Source organism: Bradyrhizobium sp. USDA 4502, assembly GCF_054063355.1.
Map to the genome: position 1 here is coordinate 2,388,855 of NZ_JBSSGF010000001.1, position 17,135 is coordinate 2,405,989.

Here is a 17,135-nt window from a genome sequence, read left to right on the forward strand (position 1 = left end):
TCCTTGGGTCAGTGGGTCTTGAGCAACGGGCATTTGCTCTCCTCGACCGGCCGCCAGGCCTTATCGCCCGGGATTGTCGCAACGATCTTCCAATAATCCCAAGGCCCCTTTGATTCCTCGGGCTTCTTGACCTCGGTCACGTAGAGATCGCGTAGCAGGCGACCGTCGGCTCGGATTTTTGCGCCGTGGGTGAATCCGTCTTCGACGGGCATCTCGCGCATCTTCGCAGCGACCTTGTCTGCGTCATCCGTGTTTGTCGCCGCGATCGCCTTCAGGTAGTGCAGGACCGAGCTGTAGACGCCGGCTTGAACGATGGACGGCGGCCGGCCCATCTTGTCCCAGAAGCGCTTTGCGAACTTTCGGCTACCGTCGTCGAGATCGTGATAGTAGGTCGTCGACGAGATCAAGCCTTGTCCGTCCTTCAGACCCATGGCGTTTACGTCGTTGATGAACATCAGGAACGTGACGACCTGCGTGTTCGGGCCGATAACCTTGTATTCCTGCGCCTGCTTGATGGCATTGCTGGTGTCGCTGCCCGCGGTCGCCAGCGCCATGACCTTGGCGTCAGATCCCTGCGCCTGAAGCAGATACGATGAGAAGTCGGGCGTATCCAGCGGTGCACGGACGCCGCCTACGATTTTGCCGCCGCCGGCCTGGATCCGCTTCGTCGCTTCAGCTTCCATCGACTTGCCGAAGGCGTAGTCGGCCGTGATGAAGAACCAGGTGTCTCCGCCGCGCTTCAGGACGCCCTCCGGGGGCGCCGCAGCGAGTGCGTAGGTGTCGTACATCCAGTGAAAGCTGTAAGGCGAGCAAGCCTTGCCGGTGATCTCCGCCGTCGCCGGGCCCGACAGCAAGATGATCTTCTTCTTCTCGCGCGAGACGTTCTGCATCGCCAGAGCCGCCGCGGACGAGCCGCCGTCCGCGATTACATCGACTCCTTCGGCGTCATAGGCCTTTCTTGCAAGGTTCGATGCGATATCGGGTTTGTTGGCGTGGTCACCTGAAACGACCTCGATCATCGCGCCGGCGACCTTACCGCCGAAGTCTTCCGCAGCGAGTTCGGCAGCGACGATGGATCCCTTGCCCCCCGCATCGGCATAGATTCCCGTCATGTCGTTGAGAATGCTGATGCGAACGACATTGTCCGATACCTGGGCGAGAGCCGAGGACGACATGAAGCCTGCGACCAAGGCAGCCCCCAATGCGGCGATTGATTTTCTTTTCATTGTCTTCTCCCTTCGGTTTTTGCCTGAACGATCGTGCCGTCTTCGATGAAACGATCGATCTCTGATTGCGAATATCCGTGCTCCGCGAGCACCTCCGTGGTGTGTTCGCCCAGCCGGGGCGGAGCGGGCAGGCGGGTGCCTGCGGCCGACGTGCCGGGGAGCAGCGTAAGGGGCAGCCCTTCGAATGCGCCGCCCTGCAGCGTCGCCTGCAGCCCCGAACCACGGACGTGCGGATCGTCGAGAAACTCTCGATAGCCCTGCACGGGACCGCACAGCACGTCGTGCCGTTCGAACGCCTCGATCCAGTACACGCTCGGCCTGGTATGGAGGATACGCGCGACTTCCGCCGTGATCTCGCCTGCATGGTCGAGACGTCCAGCTTCCGTCACGAATCTCGGGTCCAAGATCCAATCCGCCTTGCCTAGCGCCTTGCAGATGCCATGGAACATCGCGTTTGACACGCAGGAGAGATTGATGTGCCCGTCCGCAGTCGCGAAAGTTCCGATCGGCACACTCAAGGGCACATTCGGCTGGCCGCGGCGGCGCAGCGCGTCGTCGACGATCGGCATGGCTTGAAAGGCCGCGGCGACCTCGACCAGCGAAATTTTGACGTGCTGCCCGCCTCGCTTCGTGAGGCGGCGATAGAGGGCCGCGCCTACCTGTTGCGCTGCATAGACGCCGGCAGCCGTGTCGACGGCCAACATTCCGATGCGTCGCGGCGTGTCTTGCGAGTCGCGATTCATTTCCATCATTCCGGTAAAGCCTTGAATGATGGTGTCGGTGGCTGGTCGCTTTTCGTAGGGGCCGGCCCCGAAACCGAGAATCGAGACGTAGATGAGATCCGGATTGTCGGGCCGCAACTGGTGGTCAGCGATCTGAAGACGATCGACGACGCCCGGCCGGAAATTTTGGATGACGATGTCGGTGCTCTTGGCGAGCCTCACCAGGAGGGCGCGCCCTTGCTCTCTGATTCCATCAATGCAGACGGCGCGCTTGCCGATATTCGGAACCAGACTGAAAGCCGTGTGCCCGTCAACGGCGCCGCCGATTGCGCGCGCCCAGTCGCCCGACGGAGGCTCGACCTTGATCACCGACGCACCACCTCGCGCGAGGATCGCGCCGCAATAAGGGCCAGCAAAGCCCTGGCTGACGTCAAGCACGCGTACGCCGGCGTAGTCGTCCAGCATGGCGGCACCTCCTTAGATACCCAGTAGTATGTTGCAGGATACTGAGTAGTATGTTTGACTGTCAACCTCGTTCAGGGGAGAGCAGATCATTGAGCAAGATCGGCAAGGTCGAGGTAGGGGAACCGCTAGGCGACCGACGCGTCGAACTTCTGGACGCGGCCGCGCGCGCGTTCATGAGGCAGGGATTTGCCGCGACTTCGCTTGACCGGGTGAGCGACGAGATCGGCTCGACCAAGGGCGCTATCTATTACTACTACCGGAGCAAATCCGAGCTGTTCTTTGCGGTCCATCGCCGTGGGATGGAGTTGACCAACGCGGCAATCCGCCCGCCCTTCGAATTGCAGGTCGCCCCGCGAGAGCGGCTGCACGGCATGGCTTTCGCGCACACGCTGCTAGTTATCGATCACCTTCCGTACCTCCGCGTGATCGCCCAGGGACTGGAAATGCATCTGCTCGAGCGCACCAACGAAAGCGAACGAGCGGAACTCGCGGAAGTGGCCGCGCTGCGAGAAGCCAACGAGAATCTCTACATTCGCGTCATCAAGGAAGGCGTGGCGTCCGGAGATTTCCGCAGCGTCGATGCGAAGCTCGCGGCCAAGCCGCTGCTCGGAGCGTTGAACTGGACGTCGCGTTGGTATCAACCTCGCGACGGCGAGACGCAGGCAAACAAGAAGAAGCTGGCTCAATCGATCGCCGATTTCGTCACGGCTGGCCTGGAGGCGAAGAAGTGAAGACAAAGAGCCACGAAACAGCCGCTGATGTCGCAGCGTATCGCGCCATAGACTTGATTTATCACTCCTACCTGACTGGCCTCATTCTCAAGGTGTCGTCGCAAGCGGGGCCGCAGCGCGCGGCAGAAATCGTTTTCCGTACCTTCCGCCGTCAACAACTGGCCCGCTTCCTTCCCGGTCTGAAGAAACTCGGACTTGACGGTTTGCCGAACGCATTGGCCTGCGCACAGTATCACTACCTGTCCAATCAGGTCGGCGGCGTGAAGGTCGAATACGTCTACGAAAGCGACAAAAAGGCGTGGGTCCGGTACCCGCCGCCGCGATGGATCTGGTCGGGTACGGCGATCTGCGGGATCCCTTCCGACGTATCGCGCGCCATGCTACGGGGATGGCACGCCAACAACGGCGTCGTTCTCGGCAATCCGCGACTGGGTTTCGTCTGCACCGGCCAGACCGTCGATGGGCAGCCCGGGTTGGAGGGTTACTACAAGGAGTGGGATCACGACCTGGCTCCCGAGGAGCGGCTGCAGTTCTCGCCGGGAGAGCGTTGCCCGGCCTTCGATCCGGAGCGTGCGCCCAAACTTCCCGAAAATACCTGGCCCGAAGAACGGCTGCTCAAGGTGCTACGCAACTACTCGATGGAGTACATTACTTCGATCGTCCCGGAGGCCGTCGTTACTCTCGGTCCGGACGAGGGCGGGCATCTAGCTGGCGCAGCGGCCAGGCTGATCGGTATGCATACTTTCGACGAAGTCGTGACGCACCTCGGCGGCGTCGAGCCGGGCGCTGCCGGCTTCGCGAACGCGTTCGCGCGGATCGCGCGCGGGCAGGGCGACGACGCCGAACTGAGCCAGGACGGAAACGCCTTCACCGTCCGTCAGACGTCGTGGCGTCTGATGTCGGAACGAGAGAACCTCTCGCCGTCGGTGTTCGATGCCTGGAACGAACTCTGGGTCGGCGCCGCGCTGGCGCACGACCGCTTCATGAGGATCGACGTCACTGAGCGGCGGGATCGGGGCGACGCATACTGGGCGTGGCGCTTCCGCTGAAGGTCGTTCGCTAATCCAGTTTGTCGAGCGTGCCGGCGGCCAACGCCTCTCGCAGCCTGAATTTCTGGACCTTGCCGGACGCAGTCAGCGGAAACTCGGTACAGGCGAACCAGAGCGTCGGCGATTTGTGGTGCGCCATCGCCCCGCGGCAGTGCTCGATCAGCTTCTCCGCGCATCCGTACGCGTTCGGTGACAGGCGGACGGCGGCCGCTACGACCTCTCCCCACTTTTCGTCCGGAGCCCCGAACACTGCGACATCGGCGACGTCGGGATGCCGCAGAAGGCAGGCTTCGACCTCGACCGGATAGATGTTCTCTCCGCCGCGGATGATCATGTCCTTCAGCCGGCCGGTGACGCGCAGGTACCCGCGCTCATCAAGCGTCCCAAGGTCACCTGTGCGCAGCCACCCGTCCGTCGCGATGGCCTGGCGCGTGTCCTCGGGCGCTTCGAAATAGCCAATCATCGTCTGATAGCCGCGGACCTGAATCTCGCCCTCGCTGCCGATCGGCCGCACCCGTAGATCGATCGGATCAGCGATCCGCACCTCGACATTCCAGAGCGGCTTTCCGACGGTGTGGACAAGCTCCGTCTCGGGGTCGTCGACGCTTGTCTGGGCGACAATCGGGCTGAGTTCAGTCTGGCCGAAGACCGTAAGGACGGGAAGACCAAGCGCTTCCTTCACCCGCCGATGTATCTCCGGGGAGACCGGAGCGCCTCCGGACAGCGCGACGCGCAACGACGAAAGGTCGCGCGGTGCGGTCTTCATAGCGTCGATCAGCGCGAGCAACATCGTCGGAACGCCGAACATGATCTCGGCTTTTCTCGCTTCGATAGCCTGCAGGACCGTAGGCGGATCGAAGAACAGCGGTAGAATTAGTGTCGCGCGCGATGTCATGCATCCGAGAACGCTCATCACAGATCCCGCCGTGTGAAAGAGCGGCATCGGGCTGAGCAAGACGCCGTTTTCCAGTCCGGCCTTGGCCGCAATGTAGCTCGCGTTCGTCACCAGGCCGCGGTGATGGAGCAGGGCGCCCTTGGGACGGCCTGTGGTTCCAGACGTGTACTGGATCTGCGCAGCATGTCCCGGGTCGATCTCGGTTCGTAGCCGGCGCGCTCCGGATCTCCTCGAGCCACCCTTCGAAGGAGTAGCACTTGAGGCCGATCTTCTCCATTTCGCGGGCGACGGCACCGGTGTCGACGCCGCGGAAGCTCGACAGATGGAAGAGGGCGGAGGCCTTGGACTGACGCAGGACGAACTCCAGCTCGCTCGGCTTGAATGCCGGATTGGCTGTCACAAGGATCACGCCAGCGAGCGCGGCGCCGTACTGCAACACAACCCACTCGGGCACGTTCGGTGCCCAGACGCAGATGCGGTCGCCCGTGTTGAACTTCCCCACCGGCCAGCTCGCGCAGCGGCTCGCGTCGTCCTGCAACTGAGCGTACGTCCAGCGCCGATCGGTTTGTGCGGCGCCCGCCGGCGAAGGCACAGATGCCGGCACGACCTCGATCAGCGCGATGCGATCTGGAGCCTCAGCGGCCGTCGTGGCGAGCGCAGTCCCGATGCTGGCGTCGATAATGGCCCGCGTCTTATCCGCAGGCCAATAGGCAAATCGCTGGGGTTGGCGGGTCGCTTTCTACAGCACGGGCATCGGTCCCATCGCGATGGTGATCGCATGTCTTCTGATCGAGGGGCGTCGGCCCGCTCCGAAGGCAGGGCGGCTGTTGAATTTCGGGCCCGCTTTCTCAAACCGCGAGGCTCTCGGTTACATCTTCGGTTATGGAGCCCACTGCTTCGAGCTGTACGGCATTCGTACCTGGCTGGTCGGATTCTGGACCTTCGTCGTCGCTCATCAAAGCGCACCCTCGTGGTTGACGCCCGTGCTAATGAGCTTCTGCTTCGCGGTGATCTCGATGCCGGCCAGCATCCTCGGCAACGAGACCGCATTAAAATTCGGACGACATCGCGCCATCACGATTGTGATGATTGCATCAGCGTGCATTGCGATCATCATCGGTCTCAACGCGACCGCGCCTGCGTGGGTGCTCGCGTTGCTGCTGCTGATTTATGGCCTGACAGTACCGGCGGATTCCGGCGCGTTAACGGCCGGCATGTCCGCTGCGGCCGTCTCCGAGCATCGTGGTGCGACGCTGGCTCTGCACTCCACCGTCGGCTTCGGGCTCTCAGCCGTCGGTGCTTGGGGGACGGGCGTCGCGCTCGACGCTGCGGGCGGACCGCAGAGTGCGCGCGGTTGGCTGCTGGTGTTCACCGTTCTCGCAGCCGGGATTCTGTTGGGTCCATTAGCGCTGCTATGGGCGGGGGGGACGCAATCCAATAGGTCGGTATCCGTGGAGTAGAAAGTCGGTGCGGAGGGACACTGCGTATGCCCAACAAACGCCTCGCTTTGTCGATCGACTCCGATAGTTGCCGAAGTAGCCACTCCTCCGGCCCGTGCAAATTTTCCTGTGAATTCAAGACCGAAAAATTGCGGCGGGTATACCGTCGGGATTTGTCCGTCAGACCTCCAAGATTTGTCCTTGCAACGGCGAAACGTCGATCGAAATGATAGAGTGGGGAGTAGTGGGAACGGCTGCTACCGCGTGGTTTGGCGTAGGTTTGGGTGGGGCAGTTCTCCGCTTCCTTTCATAGCCGGGCACTCTCCAAAGTTGTGACCATCCACTTATCCTGAATCGCGGTCAGACTTTCATCCTGCTTCTGCCAGGTGACTATTGTGGCGCATTGCAGCGTGCAGAAAGGTCGGAGCCGGGTAGGCCCAAGCCTCACAGTCGAAGGAAGGCAGCTCTTGGCACAAACCGGACGTTCAGCCGGCCCCGCATGTCTCAGAAGGCCATGAGCTGACTTGCGAGAAGTGGTAGCTGCTGGCGCGCAAAGCGGACATCGGCCGGCGAATTGACTTCAGCGATCGGGGCCAGAGCGGATACCATCCGTTCCGATACCCCGAAGTTCCCTCTGCGGACCGGATTTTCTGGGTTTCGTTTGCCGGTACCTGCGCGGGGTTGTAGGCGCTCCTCATCCGCGAGACATTCTGTCGCAGAACCATTCGTTTGCCGGAGGACTAACCTCCAGGCGGAAATCTGTCGTTCGCAATTCGAGCGGCATGCAACGGGCGATCCTGCGCCGTCAAGGTTGCAAGAGCCGTGGGCGGTGGTCGCCCCTTTGCCGATCTGTCCAAGAGCATGAAGCGGACTGCTGCAATACTGACCACTAGTCACGGAGGAGATGCCATGACGGAGATCCGGTTGGCCTCGCTGCAGGGCGGGGCGACTACGCTTGAAAGCGATGCAATTGCCGCCTTTCGCCAAACCTTGCGAGGCAACGTTTGTCTGGCCGAGGAGCCGGGCTACGATGAAGCACGCACGATCTGGAATGCGATGATAGATCGCCGCCCAGGCGCGGTCGTGCGCTGCAGAGGGGCCGCAGACATCATTCGTGCCGTACGGCTTGCGCGTGAGCACGGCCTCTTGGTCGCCGTGCGCGGCGGCGGCCATAACATTGCGGGCAATGCCGTTTGTGACGGCGGGCTCTTGATTGATCTTTCGCTGATGCGCTCCGTCCGGGTTGATCCATTTCACCGCACCGCGCGCGTGGACCCGGGGGCAACGCTTGGCGACTTCGACAAGGAGGCGCAAGCTTTCGGCCTCGCCACCCCGCTCGGGATCAACTCGACGACCGGCGTTGCGGGATTGACGCTGGGCGGCGGCTTCGGGTGGCTTAGCCGCAAGTTCGGGCTTGCCGCCGACAACCTGATCTTGGCCGACGTGGTGACGGCCGAAGGCGAGCTCGTCCGGGCAAGCATCGCCGAGAATACCGACCTGTTCTGGGCGCTGCGCGGAGGCGGAGCCAATTTCGGGGTGGTGAGTTCGTTCGAGTTCCGCCTGCATCCTGTTGGTCCGATGGTTCTGGCCGGACTCATCGTCCACCCCTTTGCGCGGGCGAAGGAGCTGCTCGCGGGCTATCGCGACGTCGCCGCCAAGGCGCCCGACGAACTGACGGTGTGGGTGGTGCTCAGGCAGGCGCCGCCGCTGCCGTTCTTGCCCGCCGAGGTTCACGGCAAGAAGATCGTCGCGTTCGCCGTCTGCTATGCGGGAGATGAGAACGAGGGCAAGCATGCATTAGAGCCGCTGCGCGCGCTCGGAGAGCCGATCGCTGACGTGATCGGCATGCAGCCCTTCGCGGCTTGGCAGACCGCGTTTGACCCACTGCTCACGCCCGGCGCCTGTAATTACTGGAAGTCGCACAATTTCGTTGAGCTCAACGACGGTCTTCTCGACACGCTGGTGAGCCATACGACAAGCCTGCCGACCGGGGAGTGCGAGATTTTCATGGGTCAGCTTGGTGGCGCCACCGGTCGTAAGGCCGTCGACGCCACGGCGTTCCCCCACCGCGATGCGAAGTTTGTCATGAACGTTCACACGCGATGGCGCGATCCGGCGGATGAGCAACGTTCGATCGCCTGGGCGCGCAGGCTCTTTACTGAGACCGCGCCTCACGCAACCGGCGGCGTCTACGTCAATTTCATGCCGGAGGACGAGACCGATCGCGTAGTCGGCGCCTACGGCCCGAACTACGCTCGTCTTGCCGCGCTGAAGGCCAAGTACGATCCCGGCAACCTGTTCCGGCTAAACCAGAACATCAGGCCGTCCGCCGCACAGCGACCGGCCGCCTGACAAGAAGAGGAGGGGATCCGCAATCGAGGGGACTACGGAGACGAAGTTGGACATCGGAGAATGGCTGCGCAGCCTGCGTCTGCAATCCTATGAGCAGACGTTCCGCGACAACGGAATTGACCTTGAGATCCTGCCCCACCTGACGGTTGAAGATCTCAAGGAGATTGGAGTCCAGGCCGTCGGCCACCGGCGGAAGCTTTTCGATGCAATCGGCCTGCTACCAGCGGACCTGGCGGCGGGCGCGGCCCGCCGCGTCGGTGGAGCGCCGACAGCTCACGCTCATGTTCGTCGACCTCGTCGGCTTGACCGACCTCAGCCGCCGTCTAGATCCCGAGGAGCTGCGCGAGGTGATGCGGGCCTACTCGAACACGGTGGCGGGAGAGATTGCGCGACTGGAGGGCCACGTCGCGAAGTTTCTGGGAGACGGAGTGCAGGCCTATTTCGGCTGGCCGCGCGCAAGCGAAGATGCGGCAGAGCAAGCTGTCCGGGCGGGACTTGCGGTGGCAACAGCGTTCAGCGGCATGTCGTCAGGCGCAGGATGAACAAGGACGCGCTGATTTCACGGCTTGCCGTCGAGATCGACGAAGTCAGCGACCATAGCGCCGCGTTGTCTGACGAGGAGAGGCAGCGCAAAATGGCCGAGCTATCTGCCAGTCGGCTGGCAGCGCAGCGGTTAGAGGCGGAATTGACCTGGCGGACGATGCACGATGGCGCGGCGATCATACCTCGAGCCGACCTTGCGCCGGCGGCTGTGCTCGGCGTCAAGCTGGTTTCGGCGGCCCCCGCTGTCCCTCGCGAGGACGAGGGTCAAGCCGGCATTGTCCACCGCGTCGGCCCATAACGCTTTCCGATGCGCCGCTGCACGGCATGGTCTGGCGGCGCGGCTCGGCGGGTGGGCATTCCTGACGCGGCCCACCCGCCGGGAGCCGTTCTCAACACCACAAGGCGCTCGCGATGTCCGCTGTGCCTCTGACAGCGGCGCAACGGCGGACATCATCGGAGGTCCGAGTTGGGCCATAGGCGGACGTTCGGTCGGAAGGCATCAACCTGTACAGTCTAGTCGAAAGCTTCAGCCAGGCTCCATGCCGTATGCCTTGATGACAGTTGCGGCGTTCGGAGCTGTCAGTGCCTTGACCAGAGCCTTCGCGGCCTCCGGTTCTTTTGCGCCAGTGTGGAGGCCGGCTGAAAACACCGTAATCTTCTGAAGCTCTGAGGGCAGCGGACCAAGATAGTCGATGCCTTTTTCGTGGATCAGTTCACTGATCTGCTGAAAACCGATTTCCGCTTCACCACTTTCGATCATCGTGCTGATCCGGCTGCCAGAGGGGACCTGTTTCATTTTTGACTTAACCTGATCGGCGATACCCATACGCTCAACCAAGTTGAGCACATGATCCCCGCTTGGTCCGCTTGAATAGCCGATGGACTTGGCTGCGAGCAGCGTCTTTTTCAGCGCTTCGCTCGATCCGATATCTGGTTTCGATGCGCCTGCCCGCACTGCGACACCAACACCTGATTTCATCAAATCCGTCCGAGTGCCGGACGCTATTTTGCCTTGCTGTGCGAACGCATCAATTACCGGTGCCCCGACGATAACTAGATCGTACGTTTCTCCAGCCGCTATGTGCCTTTTAATATTGGCGGTGCCTGCAAATGTGATTGCAACTTTGTGACCAGAATCTTTCTCGAAAGCGGGAAGTATTTCATTGATGATTTCCTTTGTCGCGCCCGAGGCGAGCACTTTGATTTCCGCGGCGCTCGCAGCGCCGGATACAAGTAGGAACACTGCCGTAGCGACTATAAATCCAGACTTCATGTCAGCCCCTAGTTGTTGGACTTCGACACTCGAAGCTAGCATGCAGTAAATGAAAACGGGGAATTCTGTCGTCCGCATCGGGTCTTGGTCGTGTAAAAACGCCAGTCCCGAGGCAGTCGGGACTGGATTGGTGTCATGCCGCGATCGCAGCCATCAGCGGCTTGATCCCGACGATGTTCATGACCCGTGTCAGATTGTAGGCCAGGACGGAGAGCGCCATTTCGGCCGCCACTTTCGGAAGCGTTTTGGTGAGGAAGTGTGTCGCTCCCATGCGGGCCTTCATGGTGCCGAACGGATGCTCGACAGTTTCGCGGCGCTGACGCATGGCGTGCGGGCTTGCATCAAGGCGCTGCTGCACAGCCTCGAGCAGATGCTCATGCTCCCATCGCGTAATCCGCCGTTCTGACCCAGGCGTGCATTGGGTCTTGAGCGAACAGCTTTGACAGGCCGTGGTCCAGTAGCGCCGCAGCACCTTGCTGTCTTCTTCATTCGTATAGCGATATGATAGCCGCTCCCCGGCCGGGCAGCGATAGACGTCCTCCTCTGGCAAATAGGCAAAGTCCTGTTTACCGAAGCGTCCGTCTGCCTTAGCGCCGGACGTTAGCGGTTTGGGCAGAGTTACCGTGATGCCCGCTTCGTGGCACGCAAGGATCTCTGGGCTGTTGAAGTAGCCGCGATCGGCTACAGCTTCGAGCGTCTCAGTCTTCAGAACAGCCTTCGCCCGCTTGGCCATATTGGCAAGTTGTGCCCGATCCGAGCCGCTGTTCGTCACCTCGTGCGTCACAATCAGATGGTGTTCGGTGTCTACGGCGACCTGTACGTTGTAGCCGACAACACCAGAGCCGCGCCCGCTCGTCGCCATCGAGCGGCTGTCGGGGTCGGTCAGGGAGATTTGCTGGTCGGGTGACGCAAGCATCTGCTTCTCGTAGACGGCAAGCTTGCCCATTTCCTCCTTCAGTTTCGTCAGCTTCTCGGTAAGCCTCGTCACCTTCGTGGCCAGGGCCTCGGTCGGCTCCTGGCGGTCGGCCGTGTCAAGTTGGCTCAGATAGCGCGCGACGCTCTCCTCCAACTGAGCACGCCGTCGCTCCATCTTCGCGCGCGTGAAGTTCCTGTCCCGGTTGTTCACGGCCTTGAACTTGCTGCCATCGATGGCGACGCTCGCCGTCGCCAGCAGACCCATCTCTCGGCAGAGTTCGACGAAGCGCGCACATACCCTGCGCAGCGCCAGGCCGTTGTCCTTGCGGAAGTCCGCAATCGTCTTGTGATCGGGAGCGAGCCGACCCAGCAGCCACATCACCTCGACGTTGCGCCCGGCCTCTCGTTCCAGCCGCCGGCTCGACTGTACCCGGTTCAGATAACCGTAAATGTAAAGCTTCAGGAGCACCGAGGGATGGTACGACGGCCGACCGGTGGCCGCCGGCTCCACACCCTCAAAGCCCATCTCAGCCAAACCGAGCGCATCGACAAATACGTCGATCACGCGAACAGGGTTGCTCTCGTCAATGAAGTCATCGAGGCATTCGGGCAACAGCGACCGCTGTCCACGATCCGCCTCTTCAACGAAGCGCCTCATCGATTCCCCCAAAGAATCACAGGAGAATCATAACAGCAGCCCAGCGTTTTCACACAGCCAGGGTCACAAGCGGCGGTCGGGGACAGCGCCAGCCGTGTCCGGTCCACCTCAAACGGCCGACCTTGCAGCCTCAGGTGTAGTCTTCAGCTCCGGGCCGGCGTTGTAGGCAATCAGGTTGACGAGGAGGTCGGCGGCGACGCGAGTTGGGTCTCGATGTTTGGTTTTTGCTCGCCTCATGTTAGACTTCGCCTGCCCGACTAGGGAGAACAGCCATGATCGCCGAGTTCGATGAAGACCGCTTCAATATGGCTATCCGTAAATTTCTGAAGCATGTCGGAGTTACATCGCAGCGTGAAATTGAGAACCTGGTGCGTAGCGGGGCGGTGAAAGGTGGCAAGCTCAAACTGCGGATGACCCTGTCCGCTGAGGGGACGCCGCTGAAACATGTAGTCGAGGAAACAATCGCACTCTGACGATGTCCCGGCTGCCCCGGCATTGCCGCCCTCTTGGTGGAGCATTCAATCCAGTTGATTTCTAGCAACAGACTGCTTTGGGTCATTCGCGACCGACCCAACCGATCCTGCCTGCCGTTTGATGTCTGCTTTTTCCCCGAAAGCGCCCCACTACTGCGCGGCGACGAAATGACGTGATGAGCCCATGAGCCGACATCGCTCCAATCAAGTAGCGATACTTGTCAGGCTCCCTAGCGGCCGTAGGGGAAGCAGCGGTCGCGATTGAGTGTGAGACCGAAATGCGCTCCCAGCGCAGCGATGGCCGCGCCTTGCTGGGGATAAGGATCGGCATTGGATGCGGCAACGATAATCATCCGGAACCCGTCGCGATCATTTCCACCCGGTGGCAACATCGCTGTAGTCAGTGCATTGCCCTCCCTGTCGCGCAACGTGAGGAAAAGCGGCATCTCTCGCTGCACATGGGCCTCGAGGCCGATGTTGCGCTCGATCGCATTGGGCCGCTCCGGACGCCAGGACTGGACTGCCTTCTCCCGCTCGCGGCGGAAATATTTCTCGACTGTGTGGCTCATCAGGCGTGACTCGTGCGCCGCTTCACCTTCCGTCTCGATACGGAACCGGGTCTTTCCGTTCGGCGCGTCGCGAACATACTGCATTTCGCCCGTCCTGCGATCGCCGCAATTTTAGGGCGACGGGCCTGTAAAGCCAATATGAGTTTCGCTCCCGTATAACGCTGCACGATCGTATAATCGGGAGTTCGGCTGCAACACCGCGCGACTATTGCCTGAGAGGCGATGGTGGAACTCAGATCTGATGAACCAAACGCAACCGGCACCGCCGTTCCTACGCATCCATCGGACTTCCGCTATACGCCCTTAGCGACCAAAGCCGCGCGGCGCTGCAATATGTCGCGAAGGGCCATTCTGCGAATCGGGAGGAGGACCGCTCCTGGCGCAAAGCGGACATATGTTTGGAGCGCTACGTCAGCAACGGCCAACGGCCGACATCGCAGGTGCAGTCCTCTAAGCACCTTCCTGTGTGACGACCTAGCGTTCACGCGCTGGATGAGCCTTCACGAATGATGACGCATCCGCCTCTATATCCACCAGAACCTCCCCGGCGAGAATTTCGGGGTCTCCAAGATCAAGGTCATGCAAGCTTGCTTGAACAAATGCCAGTACTCTATCGTTCGCCGCGATGGCGCTTTCTCGGTCGTCGAATATCATCACAGCGACGCCGACGCCTTCGCCCCCGTCCAATACATAATAAGATCTGAAGCCGTGCGATTCCCTTAAGATCTGACCGATGCCACTTTTCGCGCGGCGAGCAGCATCCGCGACCGAACGAACCTTGGTGTACTTTCGAATGACCATGTACATGAGGCCACCTACGCGTTTCCGGCTCCTCGCATCAAAGCATATCGAGCCATCACTGGACTAGGGTCTTGTGGCGCAAACCGGACCTAGTCAGGGATGGATCTCTTATCGGTCAGAGATAAAGCCAAAGGCCCCAAGGAATTGCCGCGGGCTGACAGGGCGCGAGGAAGGCGCACTCCTGCGTTGGGCAAGCTGCGATAGAAAGCAATTCTATGCTTGCTCGCGCCGCACTGCGTCGGAGGCGGAGCGAATTGTACGCGCAGTTCTAATGCGCCATTAGGACGGGTAAATCCGCGTGCTCCATGATGTAACTGGTTGCGCCACCGAATATCATTTGCCGCAGCCTGTTGCGGGTAAAGGCTCCTTTTATCAACAGATCGCAGCCTTGTACTCTGGCGGCATCAAGAACCGCCTCACCTGTGTCGCGGTCTTCCAGTTCTATGCTCACTAGCTTGGCGGCAATGTCGTTGTACCGCAATTGTCGGACTATCTGATCGGCAGATGGGCCTGGTACGTCTTGTCCGCCAATCACGGTCAGCACCGTTACCCGTTCTGCCAGACGAAGCAGCGGCATGGCAAAAGCGTTGACCCGAGCCTGCTCGGTACTACCGTTCCAGTGGATCACAATGTTTGTCGCGATGCTTCCTGGCGCGTCTGGTGGCGCCAGTAGAACGGGTCTACCGCTCTCAAACAGTGCGGATTCAATGGCGCGCCGGTTCGGGCCGGCAGCATCAACGTCCGACCGCGGCATTACAATGACGTCGAAAGCACGCCCATAACTTCCAACAAAGTCTTCACCCTCAGGCGCGGTTTCCAGCCAGCCGAAGCATGGTCGGCTCGAGCCGGCAGTGGCTGGAGGAATATCGTGCGTTAGCATGAACGCTTCGAACAAACGGTGCATTTCGGCTAACTCTTCCTGGCTCTTCGCATAGTAGGAATCCAAAGGGATGCCAGTAGCCAATTCTGCGACTAAGTATTGAGGGATACCGAACCGGAGCGGAAAGCCTTCGATGTAGGCGCCGGTACGTTGCGCGAGACGTGCGGCGGCCTCGAGTGTGGATGCCATGGTCGCAATGTTTTGGATCGGGACCAAGATCGTCTTCATTCTCAACCCCCGTGTTTCAGGTGAACATTGACAACGTCTAGTTGCCCTTGAAGACTAACGGCTTGCGACTGAGGCCGATAGAATCTTCCGGTCGCTGTGCAGATCGTTATCAAAATGCCGAGCGATTAGCCCTCCATGTTAGCACTGCCCGGCGGTCTGTTCGACATCAGCCAAAACGCGATCACGTCGCCAGCGAGCAAACCGGCGGACGCCAGTCCGCGCTTTCGTGGGTTACGATCCACGTAATCCTGCAAGCTGCTGCAATTCTGGGCGTTCTTAACGCGCGCGGAAGGTCAGGCCGGCGCGCTCCTGCAGACGCTCGCGCGCGGACAGCTTCCGGGCCGCTTGGCATGTCCCAAACGGGGCCATGAGCCCGACGTCGCTCCAATCCCGCGCGATACTTGTCAGGCTTCTTAGCGGCCATAAGGGAAGCAGCGGTGACGATCGAGTGTGAGACCGAAATGCGCTCCCAGCGCAGCGATGGCCGCTTCCTGCTCAGGATAAGGATCGGCATTGGATGCGGCAACGATGATGATCCGGAACCTGCCGCGATCCTTGCCACCCGGTGGCAGCATCGCTGTAGCCAGTGCATTGCCCTCCCTGTCGCGCAACGTGAGGAAAACCGGCATCTCTCGTCGTACATGGGCCTCGAGGCCGATGTCGCGCTCGATCGCGTTGGGCCGCTCCGGACGCCAGGACTGGAGTGCCTTCTCCCGCTCGTTGCGGAAATATTTCTCGACGTTGTGGTTCATCAGGCGCGACTCATGCGCCGCTTCACCTTCCGTCTCGATACGGAACCAGGTCTTACCCTTCGGCGCGTCGCAAACATACTGCATTTCGCTCGTCCTGCGATCGCCACGATTCTAGGGCGTCGGGCCTGCAAAGCCAACATGAGATTCGCACCCGTGAATAACGCTGCACGATCGTATAATCGGAAGTTTGGCTGCAACACCGCGCGACTATTGCCTGAGAGGCGATGGCAGAGCTCCGATCTGCTGCGGCTTCGCAAAACGGTTCGGTACGTCCAGCCTGGTAAATCTGTTCACTGAAACGTCCGCTGTGGGTCATGTTCGACGGGCTTAACCGGGTATCTCACCGGTTGATGTCCGTGTTGCCCCGGAAGCAGACCTGGAGAAGGGGGCGAAGCGACGCCGGCAGCAGCCGCAGCGCCCTCGTGATGCCGCCAGTCAAATCGCACATGTGCAGCAAATGCTGCCGCACGCGGCGGTCTCGGATACGAAACCCGTTGACAGCGATCGGCTTCATTCGTCCTTCCATTTGATCGAACAGCCAATGGACGACTTTTGGTCAGCCGGCGCCAGACCGGTGGTCGCAATCGCGCGCATGGCCTCGACAAGCTCTCGGGGCGCCCCGGCGCGAGGCGGGGTTGTGCGCCCTTCGTCGAGCCGGCCGCGATACTTGAGCTTGCGGTCGGCATTGTAACCGAAGAAGTCCGGCGTACAGACCGCCCCATACGCCCGAGCGACTGTCTGGGTCTCGTCGTGGAGATATGGAAACGGGAATTCATGAGCCTTCGCGAAACGCTTCATATTCTCAAATGAATCTTCAGGATAGCTCGCCGCATCGTTCGAGCAAATCGCCGCAAAGCCTACGCTCTCCGACATCAGCACGCGGGCGTCCGCAACCATGCGGTCGATCACCGCCTTAACGTAGGGACAATGGTTGCAGATGAAGACGACGACCGTGCCTTTTTTCCCCGCAACGTCGTCCAGTGCGTAGGTCTTGTCGTCGGTGGCCGGAAGCCGGAACCCCGCCGCCGGCGTATCAAGAACGAGTTGGGTAGCTGGTGTCGCCATATCGCACCTCCTCGTGCCCCAATATACGCTGATGACGGCCTGCTGGGGCACAGTTTCCAAAACCTTTTCGCCAGTCGCGCCGTTTTGACCGTACGTCGA

17 protein-coding genes and 3 pseudogenes are annotated in these 17,135 nt (G+C 60.9%); 8 read left to right on the top strand and 12 right to left on the bottom strand.

The window, feature by feature from the left end; genetic code table 11:
- Positions 1 to 8: 8 nt before the first annotated feature.
- Complete coding sequence (locus ACVW1B_RS10675) at positions 9 to 1,226, bottom strand: ABC transporter substrate-binding protein (protein ID WP_253609035.1); 1,218 nt, start codon at positions 1,224 to 1,226, stop codon at positions 9 to 11.
- Complete coding sequence (locus ACVW1B_RS10680) at positions 1,223 to 2,413, bottom strand: CaiB/BaiF CoA transferase family protein (RefSeq protein ID WP_456780771.1); 1,191 nt, start codon at positions 2,411 to 2,413, stop codon at positions 1,223 to 1,225. Before ACVW1B_RS10680 ends, ACVW1B_RS10675 begins: the two co-directional genes overlap by 4 nt.
- 89 nt (positions 2,414 to 2,502) lie before the next feature.
- On the opposite strand from ACVW1B_RS10680, the gene ACVW1B_RS10685 reads away from it, so the two are divergent.
- Both ACVW1B_RS10685 and ACVW1B_RS10690 read left to right on the top strand, forming a co-directional pair.
- A complete protein-coding gene (locus tag ACVW1B_RS10685) occupies positions 2,503 to 3,144 on the top strand; it encodes a TetR/AcrR family transcriptional regulator (RefSeq protein ID WP_253609033.1) in 642 nt (213 codons plus the stop codon).
- Complete coding sequence (locus ACVW1B_RS10690; protein WP_456792127.1) at positions 3,141 to 4,193, top strand: hypothetical protein; 1,053 nt, start codon at positions 3,141 to 3,143, stop codon at positions 4,191 to 4,193. The genes ACVW1B_RS10685 and ACVW1B_RS10690 overlap by 4 nt, the downstream gene beginning before the upstream one ends.
- Before the next feature lie 10 nt (positions 4,194 to 4,203).
- On the opposite strand, the gene ACVW1B_RS10695 is transcribed toward ACVW1B_RS10690, so the two are convergent.
- Together ACVW1B_RS10695 and ACVW1B_RS10700 are read right to left on the bottom strand one after the other, a co-directional pair.
- On the bottom strand, positions 4,204 to 5,382 hold the full coding sequence (locus ACVW1B_RS10695) for a class I adenylate-forming enzyme family protein (protein WP_456780768.1): 1,179 nt from the start codon (positions 5,380 to 5,382) through the stop codon (positions 4,204 to 4,206).
- A 64-nt stretch (positions 5,383 to 5,446) separates the two neighbouring features.
- Positions 5,447 to 5,692: pseudogene (locus ACVW1B_RS10700) on the bottom strand (AMP-binding protein); the annotation flags it as partial.
- 106 nt (positions 5,693 to 5,798) lie between these two features.
- Here ACVW1B_RS10700 and ACVW1B_RS10705 point away from each other — a divergent pair.
- The 5 genes and pseudogenes from ACVW1B_RS10705 to ACVW1B_RS10725 form a co-directional block, all read left to right on the top strand.
- Positions 5,799 to 6,548 (top strand): annotated as a pseudogene (locus ACVW1B_RS10705) (MFS transporter); the annotation flags it as partial.
- An 888-nt stretch (positions 6,549 to 7,436) separates the two neighbouring features.
- Positions 7,437 to 8,879: an FAD-binding oxidoreductase gene (locus tag ACVW1B_RS10710; protein WP_253609031.1), complete on the top strand. Its 1,443-nt coding sequence runs from the start codon at positions 7,437 to 7,439 to the stop codon at positions 8,877 to 8,879.
- A 46-nt stretch (positions 8,880 to 8,925) separates the two neighbouring features.
- Positions 8,926 to 9,036, top strand: a pseudogene (locus ACVW1B_RS10715) (SAM domain-containing protein); the annotation flags it as partial.
- 46 nt (positions 9,037 to 9,082) lie between these two features.
- Complete coding sequence (locus tag ACVW1B_RS10720) at positions 9,083 to 9,421, top strand: adenylate/guanylate cyclase domain-containing protein (protein ID WP_456821598.1); 339 nt, start codon at positions 9,083 to 9,085, stop codon at positions 9,419 to 9,421.
- The gene (locus ACVW1B_RS10725; RefSeq protein ID WP_253610088.1) at positions 9,418 to 9,720 is read left to right on the top strand and encodes a hypothetical protein; all 303 of its coding nucleotides are present in this window, start codon (positions 9,418 to 9,420) and stop codon (positions 9,718 to 9,720) included. Before ACVW1B_RS10720 ends, ACVW1B_RS10725 begins: the two co-directional genes overlap by 4 nt.
- A 228-nt stretch (positions 9,721 to 9,948) precedes the next feature.
- On the opposite strand, the gene ACVW1B_RS10730 is transcribed toward ACVW1B_RS10725, so the two are convergent.
- Both ACVW1B_RS10730 and ACVW1B_RS10735 read right to left on the bottom strand, forming a co-directional pair.
- Complete coding sequence (locus tag ACVW1B_RS10730) at positions 9,949 to 10,695, bottom strand: molybdate ABC transporter substrate-binding protein (protein WP_456780767.1); 747 nt, start codon at positions 10,693 to 10,695, stop codon at positions 9,949 to 9,951.
- A gap of 133 nt (positions 10,696 to 10,828) precedes the next feature.
- Positions 10,829 to 12,268: an IS1182 family transposase gene (locus tag ACVW1B_RS10735; protein WP_253607763.1), complete on the bottom strand. Its 1,440-nt coding sequence runs from the start codon at positions 12,266 to 12,268 to the stop codon at positions 10,829 to 10,831.
- Positions 12,269 to 12,540: 272 nt separating this feature from the next.
- On the opposite strand from ACVW1B_RS10735, the gene ACVW1B_RS10740 reads away from it, so the two are divergent.
- Entirely contained in the window at positions 12,541 to 12,741 is a 201-nt protein-coding gene (locus ACVW1B_RS10740) for a DUF6494 family protein (RefSeq protein ID WP_456780766.1), read from the top strand.
- 230 nt (positions 12,742 to 12,971) lie between these two features.
- Here the strand turns inward: ACVW1B_RS10740 and ACVW1B_RS10745 are convergent, their stop codons facing one another.
- The 6 genes from ACVW1B_RS10745 to ACVW1B_RS10770 form a co-directional block, all read right to left on the bottom strand.
- Positions 12,972 to 13,394, bottom strand: coding sequence for a hypothetical protein (locus ACVW1B_RS10745; RefSeq protein WP_456780765.1), 423 nt, complete (start codon positions 13,392 to 13,394; stop codon positions 12,972 to 12,974).
- Positions 13,395 to 13,784: 390 nt separating this feature from the next.
- Positions 13,785 to 14,117, bottom strand: coding sequence for a hypothetical protein (locus tag ACVW1B_RS10750; RefSeq protein WP_253609027.1), 333 nt, complete (start codon positions 14,115 to 14,117; stop codon positions 13,785 to 13,787).
- 262 nt (positions 14,118 to 14,379) lie between these two features.
- On the bottom strand, positions 14,380 to 15,219 hold the full coding sequence (locus tag ACVW1B_RS10755) for a universal stress protein (protein WP_456780764.1): 840 nt from the start codon (positions 15,217 to 15,219) through the stop codon (positions 14,380 to 14,382).
- A gap of 413 nt (positions 15,220 to 15,632) precedes the next feature.
- Positions 15,633 to 16,055, bottom strand: a complete 423-nt coding sequence (locus ACVW1B_RS10760; protein ID WP_253609025.1) for a hypothetical protein — start codon at positions 16,053 to 16,055, stop codon at positions 15,633 to 15,635.
- 256 nt (positions 16,056 to 16,311) lie between these two features.
- Positions 16,312 to 16,485, bottom strand: coding sequence for a hypothetical protein (locus tag ACVW1B_RS10765; protein ID WP_253609024.1), 174 nt, complete (start codon positions 16,483 to 16,485; stop codon positions 16,312 to 16,314).
- A complete protein-coding gene (locus ACVW1B_RS10770) occupies positions 16,482 to 17,036 on the bottom strand; it encodes a thioredoxin family protein (protein ID WP_253609023.1) in 555 nt (184 codons plus the stop codon). Before ACVW1B_RS10770 ends, ACVW1B_RS10765 begins: the two co-directional genes overlap by 4 nt.
- Positions 17,037 to 17,135: the final 99 nt, after the last annotated feature.

Excerpts from the sequence above, each read along its gene's own strand:
- ACVW1B_RS10765 (WP_253609024.1), bottom strand. The coding sequence starts at position 16,485 with ATGAAGCCGATCGCTGTCAACGGGTTTCGTATCCGAGACCGCCGCGTG.
- ACVW1B_RS10675 (WP_253609035.1), bottom strand. The coding sequence starts at position 1,226 with ATGAAAAGAAAATCAATCGCCGCATTGGGGGCTGCCTTGGTCGCAGGC.
- ACVW1B_RS10755 (WP_456780764.1), bottom strand. The coding sequence starts at position 15,219 with ATGAAGACGATCTTGGTCCCGATCCAAAACATTGCGACCATGGCATCC.
- ACVW1B_RS10760 (WP_253609025.1), bottom strand. The coding sequence starts at position 16,055 with ATGCAGTATGTTTGCGACGCGCCGAAGGGTAAGACCTGGTTCCGTATC.
- ACVW1B_RS10710 (WP_253609031.1), top strand. The coding sequence starts at position 7,437 with ATGACGGAGATCCGGTTGGCCTCGCTGCAGGGCGGGGCGACTACGCTT.
- ACVW1B_RS10730 (WP_456780767.1), bottom strand. The coding sequence starts at position 10,695 with ATGAAGTCTGGATTTATAGTCGCTACGGCAGTGTTCCTACTTGTATCC.
- ACVW1B_RS10725 (WP_253610088.1), top strand. The coding sequence starts at position 9,418 with ATGAACAAGGACGCGCTGATTTCACGGCTTGCCGTCGAGATCGACGAA.
- ACVW1B_RS10750 (WP_253609027.1), bottom strand. The coding sequence starts at position 14,117 with ATGTACATGGTCATTCGAAAGTACACCAAGGTTCGTTCGGTCGCGGAT.
- ACVW1B_RS10680 (WP_456780771.1), bottom strand. The coding sequence starts at position 2,413 with ATGCTGGACGACTACGCCGGCGTACGCGTGCTTGACGTCAGCCAGGGC.
- ACVW1B_RS10740 (WP_456780766.1), top strand. The coding sequence starts at position 12,541 with ATGATCGCCGAGTTCGATGAAGACCGCTTCAATATGGCTATCCGTAAA.
- ACVW1B_RS10735 (WP_253607763.1), bottom strand. The coding sequence starts at position 12,268 with ATGAGGCGCTTCGTTGAAGAGGCGGATCGTGGACAGCGGTCGCTGTTG.
- ACVW1B_RS10770 (WP_253609023.1), bottom strand. The coding sequence starts at position 17,036 with ATGGCGACACCAGCTACCCAACTCGTTCTTGATACGCCGGCGGCGGGG.
- ACVW1B_RS10745 (WP_456780765.1), bottom strand. The coding sequence starts at position 13,394 with ATGCAGTATGTTCGCGACGCGCCGAACGGAAAGACCCGGTTCCGTATC.
- ACVW1B_RS10720 (WP_456821598.1), top strand. The coding sequence starts at position 9,083 with ATGCAATCGGCCTGCTACCAGCGGACCTGGCGGCGGGCGCGGCCCGCC.